Raw genomic sequence first — 12,270 nt, forward strand, 5'->3', positions numbered from 1 at the left:
ATCACTCCTGCAAAACGGCCTTGCCGATGATGAGCTGCTGCACCTCGGTGGCGCCCTCGTAGATGCGCAGCGAGCGGATGTCACGGTACAGTGATTCGACCTTGCTGCCCACTTCCACGCCGCGCCCGCCGTGCAGCTGCAGCGCCATGTCGATGACGCGCTGGGCGTTTTCGGTGGCGGTCATCTTGGCCATCGCCGCCTCGGCAGTCACGCGCGTCTGACCCGTATCGCGCAGCCAGGCCGCGCGGTAGGTGAGCAGCGCGGCGCTGTCCACCAGCGCGGCCATCTCGCCGATCTTGGCCTGCGTGAGCTGGAAGTCGGCCAGCATCTGGCCGAACATGCGGCGCTGGCGCGCGTGGTGCACGGCCTCGGCCAGTGCTCGGCGCGCCATGCCCAGCGCGGCGGCGGCCACCGAGGCGCGGAAGATATCGAGCGTGCGCATGGCCAGCTTGAAGCCGCCGTTCTCTTCGCCCAGCAATGCCGTGGCAGGCACGGTGCACTGGTCGAACTGCAGCGTGGCCAGCGGGTGGGGCGCCATCACGTGGATGTGGCGTGAGGTGTCGAGGCCCGGCGTGTTCGCATCGACGATGAAGGCGCTGATGCCCCGCGTGCCGCCCGCCGGTTCGGTCTTGGCGAACACGCAATAGAAGTCGGCGATGCCGCCATTGCTGATCCAGGTCTTGGTGCCGGTCAGGGAATATGAGTCTTTTTGGCCGCTAGCGCCTGATGGATAAGCGCTCGTAGCTATTGTTTGCATAGCGCCCACATCCGAGCCAGCTTCGGGCTCGGAGAGTGCAAATGCCGCAATCAGCTCACCGCGTGCCACGCCCTGCAGGTAGTGCGCCTGCTGCGCCGGACTGCCCGCCAGCGTGATCGCGCCGCTGCCCAGCCCCTGCATCGCAAACGCAAAATCCGCCAGCGGCGAGTGGTAGGCCAGCGTCTCGCGCAGCAGCACCAGCGCACGCGAGTCGAGCGCGGGCAGCGCGCCGCCGTGTGCGGCCGGCACGCAGTAGCGCAGCCAGCCGCCTGCGCCCAGGCGCTTCACCCAGTCGCGGCAGGCGGCGCGGTCATCGGTTTCATCGACCGCTTGCGCAGCGGCCCAGGGCACCAGGCCCTCGGCCAGCGCGCGGTGGGTATCGTCAAAAAAGGGCAGGGCCAGGTGCGCCGTCGATGGCGGGCGGGGGGCCGGGGGCGTGACGACGTGCATGCTCTCAATCTCCCTGGAACACGGGCTTTTGCTTGGCGGCGAACGCTTCGTAGGCGCGGCGGAAGTCTTCGGTCTGCATGCAGATGGCCTGGGCCTGGGCCTCGGCCTCGATGGCCTGCTCGATGGTCATGCTCCACTCCTGGCTCAGCATGGTCTTGGTCATGCCATGGGCAAAGGTGGGGCCATCGGCCAGCGCGCGCGCCGTGGCCTGCACGTTGGCGAGCAGATCGGCGCTTTCGTACAGGTCGTTGAAAAAGCCCCAGGCCAGGCCTTCGTGTGCCGTCATCGCGCGGCCGGTGAACAGCAGCTCGCTGGCGCGGCCCTGGCCGATCATGCGCGGCAGCAGCGCGCAGGCGCCCATGTCGGCCCCGGCCAGGCCCACGCGGGTGAACAAAAAGGCGGTCTTGGTGGCCTGGGTGCCGTAGCGCATGTCGCAGGCCAGCGCCATCATGGCGCCGGCACCGGTACAGATGCCGTCGATGGCGCCCAGCACGGGCTGCGGGCAGGCACGCATGGCTTTCACCAGGTCGCCCGTCATGCGCGTGAACTCCAGCAGCTCGGGCATGGTCATGGTGGTCAGCGGGCCGATGATCTCGTGCACGTCGCCACCCGAGCAGAAGTTGCCGCCCGCGCCGGTCACGACGATGGCCTTCACGTCGGTGGCAAAGCGCAGCGCGTAAAAGAAGTCGCGCAGCTCGGCATAGCTCTGGAAGGTCAGCGGGTTCTTGCGGTCCGGCCGGTTCAGCGTGACGGTGCCCACGCCATCGGCAAAGCTCCAGGCGAAGTGCTCAGCCACGTAGCTGGCCTGCGGGTTGAACTGCTCGCGCATGGGGTTGCTCGCCCCGATGTAATGCTTCATTCGGCTGTCTCCAAAGAATTGTTCTGTGTGTGTTCCTTGACCTTGCCCAGCAGGCGGTACAAGGTGGCGATATCGCGTTCGCCCAGCGTGGCAAAGGCCTCGACGATCCATTGCTCGTGCTGGCGCGCCATCGTGTTGAATTGCTCGCGGCCTTGTGGCGTGAGGCGCACGAGGTACGCGCGGCGGTCGCCCTCCACGTCCATGCGCTCCACCAGCCCTTCGGCCACGAGCTGGTCGGTGATGCCGGTGATGTTGCCGCTCGTCACCATCATGCGGCGCGAGAGTTCTTTCATCTTCATGCCAGCGGGCGCGCGCTCCAGCTGTGCCATCAGGTCAAAGCGCGGCAAGGTGGTGTCGAACTGCGCGCGCAGGTGGCTGCGCACCTGCTTTTCGATGAGCTGGGTGCAAGTGAGCAGGCGCAGCCACAGGCGCAGGGCCTCAGGGTGTTCGCTGGGGGCGGCGCCATGCAGGCGGGCTTCGAGGTCCATGGCTAGCCTTCTTCCTCGGGTGCTCTGCTTTTAGTAGCTGACTGCGCTTGATTGGCAAGCGCTACGAGCTGTTTTTGCTTGGATATCTCGCGCAGCATCTGGTCGCGGCCGCTGGTGTACTGAACGGGCCAGTCGGTGTGCGCCGCGTCCACGGGGCTCAGTTGTGCGGCGGCGTGCAGCGTCCAGGCCGGGTCGGCCAGGTGGGGGCGGGCGATAGCGCACAGGTCGGCGCGGCCGGCGGCGATGATGCTGTTGGCATGGTCGGCCTCGGTGATCGCGCCCACGGCCATGGTGGCAATACCCACCTCGTTGCGGATGCGGTCGGCAAACGGTGTCTGGTACATGCGGCCATACACCGGGCGCGAGTCGCGCGTGGTCTGGCCGGAGGAGACGTCGATCAGGTCGGCGCCTGCCGCCTTGAACAGCCGCGCGATGGCAATGGCATCGTCGGCGGTATTTCCATCGGGGAGCCAGTCGTGGGCCGAGATGCGCACGGAGAGCGGCTTGTCGGCGGGCCACACGGCGCGCAGCGCGGTGAACACTTCGAGCGGGTAGCGGCAGCGGTTCTCCAGGCCGCCACCGTAATCATCGGTGCGCTGGTTGGTGGCTGGGCTCAAAAAGCTGGCCAGCAGGTAGCCGTGGGCACAGTGCAGTTCCAGCCAGTCAAAGCCGCATGCCACGGCGCGGCGGGCGCTGTCCACAAAGGCGGCGGTCACGCGGTCCATGTCGGCACGGGTCATGGCGGCAGGGGTCTGGTTCTGCGCGCCGTAGGCGATGGGGCTGGCGGCCAGCAGGGGCCAGTTGTCCGTTTCCAGCGGCTCGTCTGTGCCCTCCCATCCCACGCGCGTGGAGCCCTTGGGGCCGCTGTGGCCCAGCTGCAGGCCGATCTTGGCCGTGCTGCTGCCGTGAACAAAGTTGACAACGCGCGCAAAGGCGGCTTGCTGTGCGTCGTTCCACAGGCCGGGGCAGCCAGGCGTGATGCGGCCCTCGGGCGTGGGGCTGGTCATCTCCACCATCACCAGCGCGGCGCCGCCCAGGGCCCTAGCGCCCAGGTGCACCAAGTGGAAGTCCTGCGGCACGCCCTCGACCGCGCTGTAGGTGGCCATGGGCGAGACGACGATGCGGTTCTTGAGTGTGAGGCCTTTGAGCGTGAAGGGCGTGAGCATGGGCGGAATCGCGGCCTTGCCACCCGCGAGCCAGGCCTCATAGCCCTCCAGCCATGCGGCATCGCGCAGCCGCAGGTTCTCGTGGCTGATGCGCTGGCTGCGCGTGAGCAGCGAGTACGTGAACTGCTCCACGGGCATGCCGGCGTAGCGCGCCACGTTCTCAAACCACTCGGTGCTGTTGCGCGCGGCGTTCTGGATCTTGAGCACCTCCACGCTGCGGCGCGCCTCGTAGTGCTGCAGCACCTCGTCAATCGGCAAGCCCGTGGCGAATTCGTTGGCCAGGTCAATGGCGTCTTCGAGCGCGAGCTTGGTGCCGCTGCCAATCGAGAAATGTGCGGTGTGCGCCGCGTCACCCATCAGCACGATGGGCACCTGCTTCCCGCCGATGGTCTCGCGGTGCACCCAGGTGTTGCAGATCACGCGCGGGAAGCGGATCCAGTTGGCCGAGCCGCGCAGGTGCGTGGCGTTGCTGATGAGCGCGTTGCCGTCCAGGTATTTGGCAAACAGCTTTTCGCAGAATGCAATGGCCTCGGGCTGCTCCATCTGGTCGAGACCGTGCGCCTTCCACACCGCTTCGGGTGTCTCGATGATGAAGGTGGAGGTGTCGGCATCGAACTGGTAGGCATGCGCCTGGAACCAGCCATGCTCTGTCTGCTCGAAAGCAAACGTAAAAGCATCCAGCTTTTTGTGCGTACCCAGCCAGACAAAACGGCACTCGCGCAGGTCGATATCGGGCTGGTAGGTGGTGGCGTAGCGGGTACGGATGCGGCTGTTGAGGCCATCGCTGGCGATCACCAGGTCGGCGTTGTACTGCGCAGCCAGCGCCTGGTCGTCGGTCACGTCGGTCTCGAACACCAGCTCCACGCCCACCGCCAGGCACCGGTCCTGCAGGATGTTGAGCAGGCGCTTGCGGCCAATGCCGCAGAAGCCGTGGCCTGTGGAGCGCACGCTGCGCCCCTTGAAGAACACCTCAATATCGTCCCAGTGGTTGAACGCGTCGCCGATCAGGGCTGCCGTGGGCGCGTCGGCCGCCTGCAGGTTGGCAAGCGTCTGGTCCGACAGCACCACCCCCCAGCCGAAGGTGTCGAACGGCCGATTGCGTTCGACCACCGTGACGCGGTGCGCGGGGTTTTGCTGCTTCATGAGCAGGGCGAAATAGAGACCGGCGGGCCCACCGCCAATGCAAAGGATGTTCATGCCAAAATAGTTTAGGCTTAAACAAAATGCTGTCAATGGGGCCTTCCCGGCGAAACCCCTGATGCCATCGCGGGGTGTTGACGCAGTGCAGCAAATTTTTCAAGATGCGCCGCATGAAGCACTTGCTGCACACCTTGGAGGGTCGGCTCGCGGCCTTGCCGGTGCCGATGGCAGTCCAGTTGCCTGCGGGCCAGCAATTGGGCGCGCCCGAGCCTGCTGTAACTCTGCGCTTTCGTGACCGCATGGCCCTGGTGGCGCTGGCCACGGGCGAGATCGGCAATGTGGGGGCTGCCATCGTCGAGGGGCGCGTGGCGCTGGAAGGTGGCATGCGCGACCTGATGGCCGCCGCTGCGGGCCTGTTGACCCGCGACCCGGCCCGCGACCAGCACCACGGCTGGTGGCAGCGGGTGCTGGCACGTGCGCGGTCGATGGCGGTGCACACGCTGGCGCACGACGCGCGCCTTGTGCAGTTTCACTACGACCTGTCGGACGATTTCTACGCCCTGTGGCTGGACCCGCGCCGCGTGTATTCGTGTGCGTACTACCGGTCCCCAGACCTGACGCTGGCCCAGGCGCAGGAGGCCAAGCTCGACCACATTTGCCGCAAGCTGCAGCTGCAACCGGGGGACAGGTTTCTGGACATTGGCGCGGGCTGGGGCGGCCTGCTGCTGTGGGCGGCCGAACACTATGGAGTGGATGCCACCGGCATCACGCTGTCGCGCAACCAGCATGCGCATGTGCAGCGTCTCATTGACGAGCGCGGGTTGCAGGGGCGCGTGCGCATGCTGCTGGTGGACTACCGCGAGCTGCCGGTGCAGCAAGCCTTTGACAAGATCGCGTCGGTGGGCATGTTCGAGCATGTGGGCCGCGCGCAGATTCTGCGTTACTTTGAAACCGTGGCCCGCCTGCTGCGTCCGGGCGGGCTGGTGCTGAACCACGGCATCACGGCCGGGGGCGCAGACAACGCGCAACTGGGCGCAGGCATGGGTGACTTTATCGAGCAGTACATCTTCCCGGGCGGCGAGCTGTTGCATGTGAGCACTGTGTTGCACGACATGGCCCGCGCAGGCCTGGAGATGGTGGACACCGAGAACCTGCGCCCGCACTATGCGCGCACGCTGTGGGCGTGGTCCGACGGGCTCGAAGCCCAATTGCCTGCGGCCCGTGAGGTGCTGGCCGCACAGGGTGGGGCACAGCAGGGTGATAAGGTCTTGCGTGCATACCGCCTGTATCTTGCGGGCAGTGCCCTGGGGTTTGAGCGCGGCTGGATGGCACTGCACCAGATGCTGGCCATCAAGCCGAACGGCGATGTGGCCACCGGGGCCATGCCCGGCGCACAATCAGGCTATCCGTTCATTCGCGATTACATCTACCGCAGCTGAGTCTGCTTCTTCCTGGAAAACGCTTCACCATGCTCTACAAATTCAAATCCCGCGCCGCAGCCGATCTGATCATGCTGGAGCCGCAGGGCCGCCAGGTGGTGACCATCATGGGCAAGACACCCGGTGCCAGCGGTATCGTGACGGCCGCCCAGATCCCTGCCGCCATCGCTGCACTGGAGTCCGCCGTGGCGTCCGAAGAGGCTCAGCAGGCGTCCGCAGACGCGGGTGGAGAGGACGAGGCCAGTGCGGAAGACCGCGCTGAGGCCGTGCGCCTGCGGCAGCGGGTGGCACCGCTGATCGACATGCTCAAGCGCAGTGCGGCGGCGGATGTGGACGTGGTCTGGGGCGTGTAGCGCCTCGTCTTTTGAGCCAGTGGGCTGCGGGCAGCTTCGTTCGCGGCGCATCTTCACGGCAGCCCCCTGCAGGTTTCTTCTTTCTCGTGCAACCCTCCAATGACCTGCAACCTTTCTCCGCTGGGCATCGTCCAGACTCAGCTGGACGCCTACAACGCCAAGAACATCGATGCCCTGCTGGCGACCTACGCCGAAGACGCGCAGCAGTTTGTCCTCCACGGAGAACGGCTTGCGCAAGGGCATGCCGAGATGCGCCCGCGCTTTCTGGCGCGCTTTGCCGAGCCCGACCTGCATGCACGGCTGCTGTCGCGCACGGTGGTGGCGAATGTGGTGGTGGACTGCGAATTGATCACGCGCAATTTTCCCGAGGGTCTGGGGACGCTGGAGATGCTGTGCGTGTATGAAGTCTCGAACGGGCGCATCCAGCGCGCCTCGTTTGCCACGGGTGAAAAGCGCCTGCAGCACGCGCAGGCAGCCGTCACGGGCTGACCCGCAGGCCCGTCACCACGGCAAGAGGTCAGTCCACTTTCGCCCCCGACGCCTTCACCACCTGCGCCCACTTCTTGTGTTCGTTGTCGATGTGCTTGGCAAACTCGGCGGGTGTGTTGCCACCCGGAATAGCGCCTTGCGCCACCAGCCGTTCTTTCATCGCCGGGGTGGCCAGTGACTTGGCCACTTCCTGCTGGATGCGGTTCACGACCTCGGTCGGTGTACCGGCTGGTGCCAGCAGGCCGAACCAGGAGCTGGCCTCGTAGCCCTTGAGGGCCGGGCCTCCGGCCTGCTCCACCGTGGGAACATCGGGCAGGGCGCTGGAGCGCTCTGAACTGGTCACGGCCAGGGCCGTGAGCTTGCCCGCTTTGATCTGCGCCATCGATGAGGGCAGGTTGTCAAACATCACGTCGGCGTTGCCCGCCACCATGTCCATGAGCGCGGGGCCGGAGCCCCGATAGGGCAGGTGCAGCATGAAGGTGCCCGTCATGCTCTTGAACAGCTCGCCTGCCAGATGGATCGATGTGCCGTTGCCGCTGGAGGCCATGTTCATCTTGCCGGGGTTGGCCTTGGCGACGCGGATGAAGTCCTGCACGTTGGCGATGCCCTGGGCCTTGGCCTTGTCGGCATTCATCACCATCACATTGGGCACCGCAGCCACCAGCGTGACGGGGACAAAGTCCTTGATGGGGTCGTAGGGCAGCTTGGCGTACAGCGCGCGGTTGATGCCGTGCGTGCCCACGGTGCCCATCAGCAGCGTGTAGCCGTCCCCCGGTGACTTGGCGACGATGTCGGCGCCCACATTCCCGCCAGCACCGGCGCGGTTGTCCACAATGAACTGCTGACCAAACGCGCGCGAGAGTTCGGGCGCCATGGCGCGCGCCAGGATGTCGGTGGTGCCACCGGGGGCAAAGGGCACCACGATGCGTACGGGCTTGGTGGGCCAGGTGCTGGCTTGTTGTTGGCCGTGCGCAAGGGGCAGCAGGGCAGCGCAACCCAGGGCGGCGCAGGCCAGTGCTGCAACGGTGCGGCGGCGTGGATGGGGGCGTGTTGTCATGGCGGGAGTGTCCTTTCGCAGGTGTTTCGTATGCATGCAAAGCTTTTTACGCGGCGCGGCGCGATCCGTGCAGATGGATTACCCCAAGGTGGTGGTGCCGAGCTCGATGGCAGGCACAAAAAAGCCGCCTCGGCCAAGGCCGAGGCGGCTATTCCATCAATGACTGGAAGGGAAAATTTGATCAGTCTGCGTAGGTGCCTGCAGCCTTGATCACAGCGCCCCACTTGTCGATTTCGGCCTGTACAAACTTCTTGTGTTCAGCGGGCTCCATGCGCTTGTCGGTGACGACCACCGCGCCCAGGCCTTCTTGTTTCTTGATGAACTCGGGATCCTTCAGTGCAAGCTTGAGGGCTTCGTTGATCTTGGTCACGACGGGAGCTGGCGTGCCCTTGGGCGCGTACAGGCCGTGCCAGATGCTGACGTTGAAGTCCTTCAGGCCCGACTCCGCCAGGGTAGGCAGGTCCTTCAGAGCCGGGGTGGTCAGGCGCTTGGGCGTGGTCACGGCGTAGGCCTTGACCTTCTTGCCTTCGATCTGTGGCGTGGTGTTGGTGGTCTGGTCGCACAGCAGGTCGATCTGGCCGCCAATCAGGTCGGTGATGGCGGGGGCCGTGCCCTTGTACGGCACGGGGGTCATGTCCACCTGCATGGCGCTCTGGAACATCAGGCCACACAGGTGCGACGCTGCGCCCAGGCCCGCGTTGCCCAGGTTGATCTTGCCCTTGTTCTGCTGGATCCAGGCGGTGAGTTCCTTGAAGTTGTTCGCAGGCATGGTGGGCCGAGCGATCAGCGTCATGGGCACATCGTTGACCATGCCCAGGTATTCAAAGTCGTTGGGCACGCTGAACGACAGCTTGCGGTACAGCGCGGGCATGGTGGACATGCCAATGTGGTTGAGCAGCAGCGTGTAGCCGTCCGGTGCGGCGCGGGCTACGCGGGCTGCACCGATGGAGCTGCCGGCACCGGCTGTGTTGTCCACCACCACAGTAGCACCCAGGGGCTTGCGCAGTGCTTCGGCCAGATCGCGCGCCACGCGGTCGGTGGGGCCGCCCGCAGCAAAGGGAACCACGATGGTGATGGTCTTGTCCTTGGCGGGATAGTCTTGGGCGCTGGCGCCAAAAGCGGTGGCTGCGGCCGCAGCGATCAATGCAAGTTTCAGCGTTGTTTTCATGGGTCTCTCCTGTGAATGACGGGCCATGATAGCGAGGGGGGTTTGCGGGAACATTGCGGATATTACGTAGCACACAGGGGGCATGGTCTTTAACAAAAAGACGCCTGTAGCGCTTTTCTATAAAGCGCTGAGTGCTACTAAATTATGAGCGATGCTAGGGTAAACACTGCGGCATGCTGCCGCGCAAAGCGGGCACTTTTTGCGCTGTCGCAAACCTTTGGGCGGAGCGGGAAGGGCCGACGTTTGCGCATTGACAGCACGCCCATGCCCCTCATCACCGAGACAGGCACGACCCGATGCCAGCGTCACCGTGGAGCGGGCTTTGCCAGGCCGCGGGCGGCATTTCCTTTGGGGATAGAGCAGCGGCAGCTCCGCGCCTACCTGCGCAAGCTAGGGGTGCATCGAAGAGGAGCTGCCGCCCCTGGCAGCTGCGTCGAGGCGCCGCAGGGCGCCATGGCGGAGGCTACTTATAGCTCCGCGCGTCCTCAATCACCTTGCCATCGTTGGGCAGCGTGCCAGGGGCCACCATCTGAACGTCGCCCCGCAGCTTGGTCACCTCGCGGATCGCGTCCGAGAGCTGGTGTGCCAGGCCCTCGGCGGTCTCCACGGTTTCCACCTGCAGCACCATCTGGTCGTTGGCCATCTCGCCGCTGACCACCAGGCGTGCGCGCAGCACCTGCGGAAAACGCTGTGCAATCGTGGCCACCTGGCCGGGGTGCACGAACATGCCGCGGACCTTGGTGGTCTGGTCGGCCCGGCCCATCCAGCCCTTGATGCGGGTGTTGGTGCGGCCCGTGGGGCACTGCCCTGGCAGCACGGCCGAGAGGTCCCCGGTGCCAAAGCGGATCAGCGGGTAGTCGGGGTTGAGCGTGGTCACCACCAGCTCGCCCACCTCGCCCTCGGGCACCGGGTCGCCCGTGCCGGGACGCACGATCTCGACGATCACACCTTCATCGAGCACCAGGCCTTCGCGGGCCGAAGTTTCGTAGGCAATCAGCCCCAGGTCGGCCGTGGCGTAGCACTGGTAGCCCGCGATGCCGCGCTCGGCAAACCAGTCGCGCAGCGATGGCGGAAAGGCCTCGCCCGACACCAGCGCCTTGGTCACCGTGGGCAGCGTTACACCCATCTCGGCGGCTTTTTCGACAATGATCTTGAGAAAGCTGGGCGTGCCGATGTAGCCCGCAGGCTGCAGTTCGGCCATGGCCTGCACCTGCTGCTCGGTCTGCCCCGTGCCGCCCGCAAACACCGTGCAGCCCAGAGCGTGTGCGCCGGTTTCCATCATCGAGCCCGCGGGCACGAAGTGGTAGCTGAAGCTGTTGTGGATCAGCTCACCGGGCCGAAAGCCTGCGGAGTGGATGGCGCGCGCCATGCGCCAGTAGTCGCGCCGCGTGCCTTCGGGTTCGTAGATGGTGCCGGGGCTGGCAAACACACGTGGCATGGCCGCGCCAAAACCCAGCGCGCTGAAGCCGCCAAACACGTTGGTGGCGCGGCCTGCCTGCTGGCGCTCCAGCAACTCGTACTTGCGCGTGACGGGCAGCTTTGCCAGGGCTGCGCGGCCGGTGATGGTGGTTGCATCCACGCCCGCCAGGATGCCGGCAAATGCGGGCGATGCCTTCTGGGCATGGGCGATCTGCTGCGGCAGCGCAGCCATCAACGCTGCTTCGCGCTCTGCGGGGCTGCGCGTTTCCAGGGCGTCATAAAACGTGCTCATGCCTGGGTTTCCTTGTGAGGTGGTTTGAGGTGGCGGTTTAAACAACGAAGTGCACGTTGCCAAAAGGTAGGCCCAGACAAGTAAGTGAAGATGACTTGTGTGACCTGCCAGTCAACCCAAGTGCACCATGAACTACACCCATCTGAGCCAAAGCGAACGTTACCAAATCCAATGCCTTCGCGACGTGGGGCTGTCGATCACACAGACAGCCCTGCGCCTGGGGCGCCACCGCAGCACCATTGCCCGCGAGATCAGGCGCAACAGCGGCGCCAGCACGGCGTACCAAGCCCACAGCGCCCATCAACAGGCTCTTGCGCGCCAAAGTGGTCAGACCAACGCTCAGCGCTTTGACGATGCCCAGTGGGAGTTGGTGCTGTCGTATCTGCAGCTGGATCTGTCACCTCAGCAGGCCGCCGCCCGCCTGGGGCTGGAAAAGCGCCTGCGCATCAGCCACACCTGCATCTACAACCGGCTGCGCCGCATGGGACAAGCTGCACCGCGCCTGCGTTGCGGCCAGCGCCGACGCAAGGCACATTCGGGTGCGGGGCAACTGCGCGATCGCGTGGGTATCGCACAGCGCCCCGCCATTGTGGACAAGCGAGCGCGCCTGGGTGACTGGGAGGGGGACACCATCGTCTCAGGTGCGGGTGGACTGGCAGGGCTGGTGACCCTGACCGAGCGACGCTCGCGCTACACACTGGCGCAGCATGTGCAGCGGCGCCAGGCCGAGCCGGTGGGCCAGGCCATCATCGAAATGCTCAGGCACCATCCCAAGCACCGCCACACCCTCACGCTGGACAACGGCAAGGAATTCGCCGAGCACAGGTGGGTGCATAGACGCCTGAAGACGAAGGTGTACTTCGCCGATCCGCACAGCCCCTGGCAGCGGGGGCTCAACGAGAACCACAATGGGCTGCTACGCCACTACTTCCCCAAGGGCAGCGATCTGGGCACGGCCAGCGAAGAGCAGGTGCTCCAAGCCGTGTACCGGCTCAACCACCGACCCCGCAGATGCTTGGGCTGGAAGACTCCGCATGAGGTGTTCCATGGCTACAAAGTGAGCCCACTTACACTGGGTACTGGCGCACTTCGTTGTTGAAACCGCCGGTGAAATTGGCCTCTAGCGCTTATCCATAAAGCGCAATCAGCTATGAAATTGAGAGTGAATTTGTCCGAGGTCCGAAAATGAGCAC

The 12,270-nt window shown here is 65.4% G+C and carries 11 protein-coding genes; 4 read left to right on the forward strand and 7 right to left on the reverse strand.

Annotated elements, in window-relative coordinates; all coding sequences use genetic code 11:
• Position 1: 1 nt before the first annotated feature.
• From EXV95_RS19565 to EXV95_RS19580, 4 genes are read right to left on the reverse strand one after another with little or no spacing between them, the layout of a single operon-like run.
• Positions 2 to 1,207, reverse strand: coding sequence for an acyl-CoA dehydrogenase family protein (locus EXV95_RS19565; protein WP_176888123.1), 1,206 nt, complete (start codon positions 1,205 to 1,207; stop codon positions 2 to 4).
• A gap of 4 nt (positions 1,208 to 1,211) precedes the next feature.
• Positions 1,212 to 2,066: an enoyl-CoA hydratase family protein gene (locus tag EXV95_RS19570; RefSeq protein WP_176888124.1), complete on the reverse strand. Its 855-nt coding sequence runs from the start codon at positions 2,064 to 2,066 to the stop codon at positions 1,212 to 1,214.
• Complete coding sequence (locus EXV95_RS19575; protein ID WP_176888125.1) at positions 2,063 to 2,554, reverse strand: MarR family winged helix-turn-helix transcriptional regulator; 492 nt, start codon at positions 2,552 to 2,554, stop codon at positions 2,063 to 2,065. The genes EXV95_RS19570 and EXV95_RS19575 overlap by 4 nt, the downstream gene beginning before the upstream one ends.
• 2 nt (positions 2,555 to 2,556) lie before the next feature.
• Positions 2,557 to 4,917, reverse strand: a complete 2,361-nt coding sequence (locus tag EXV95_RS19580) for a bifunctional salicylyl-CoA 5-hydroxylase/oxidoreductase (protein ID WP_176888126.1) — start codon at positions 4,915 to 4,917, stop codon at positions 2,557 to 2,559.
• A 113-nt stretch (positions 4,918 to 5,030) separates the two neighbouring features.
• On the opposite strand from EXV95_RS19580, the gene EXV95_RS19585 reads away from it, so the two are divergent.
• The 3 genes from EXV95_RS19585 (at position 5,031) to EXV95_RS19595 (ending at position 7,141) form a co-directional block, all read left to right on the forward strand.
• Positions 5,031 to 6,299 (forward strand): class I SAM-dependent methyltransferase, encoded by a 1,269-nt coding sequence (locus EXV95_RS19585; RefSeq protein WP_176888127.1) that lies wholly within the window; start codon positions 5,031 to 5,033, stop codon positions 6,297 to 6,299.
• Positions 6,300 to 6,328: 29 nt separating this feature from the next.
• Positions 6,329 to 6,652, forward strand: a complete 324-nt coding sequence (locus tag EXV95_RS19590; protein ID WP_121422116.1) for a DUF1840 domain-containing protein — start codon at positions 6,329 to 6,331, stop codon at positions 6,650 to 6,652.
• Positions 6,653 to 6,751: 99 nt separating this feature from the next.
• Positions 6,752 to 7,141 carry a nuclear transport factor 2 family protein gene (locus EXV95_RS19595; RefSeq protein ID WP_176888128.1) on the forward strand — a complete coding sequence of 130 codons (390 nt, stop codon included), beginning with the start codon at positions 6,752 to 6,754 and terminating at the stop codon, positions 7,139 to 7,141.
• Between the two features lie 28 nt (positions 7,142 to 7,169).
• Here EXV95_RS19595 and EXV95_RS19600 read toward each other — a convergent pair whose 3' ends face one another.
• The 3 genes from EXV95_RS19600 to EXV95_RS19610 all read right to left on the reverse strand — a co-directional run bounded on the left by EXV95_RS19600 (position 7,170) and on the right by EXV95_RS19610 (position 11,077).
• Positions 7,170 to 8,198 (reverse strand): tripartite tricarboxylate transporter substrate binding protein, encoded by a 1,029-nt coding sequence (locus EXV95_RS19600; RefSeq protein WP_176888129.1) that lies wholly within the window; start codon positions 8,196 to 8,198, stop codon positions 7,170 to 7,172.
• A 181-nt stretch (positions 8,199 to 8,379) separates the two neighbouring features.
• Complete coding sequence (locus EXV95_RS19605; protein ID WP_121422117.1) at positions 8,380 to 9,366, reverse strand: tripartite tricarboxylate transporter substrate-binding protein; 987 nt, start codon at positions 9,364 to 9,366, stop codon at positions 8,380 to 8,382.
• Between the two features lie 463 nt (positions 9,367 to 9,829).
• Complete coding sequence (locus EXV95_RS19610) at positions 9,830 to 11,077, reverse strand: phenylacetate--CoA ligase family protein (protein ID WP_176888130.1); 1,248 nt, start codon at positions 11,075 to 11,077, stop codon at positions 9,830 to 9,832.
• Between the two features lie 127 nt (positions 11,078 to 11,204).
• Between EXV95_RS19610 and EXV95_RS19615 the strand changes: the two genes are divergently transcribed.
• A complete protein-coding gene (locus EXV95_RS19615) occupies positions 11,205 to 12,176 on the forward strand; it encodes an IS30 family transposase (RefSeq protein WP_176885716.1) in 972 nt (323 codons plus the stop codon).
• Positions 12,177 to 12,270: the final 94 nt, after the last annotated feature.

It is taken from the genome of Acidovorax sp. JMULE5 (genome assembly GCF_013376875.1).
In the GTDB taxonomy this organism is placed as follows: Bacteria; Pseudomonadota; Gammaproteobacteria; order Burkholderiales; family Burkholderiaceae_C; genus Acidovorax; species Acidovorax facilis.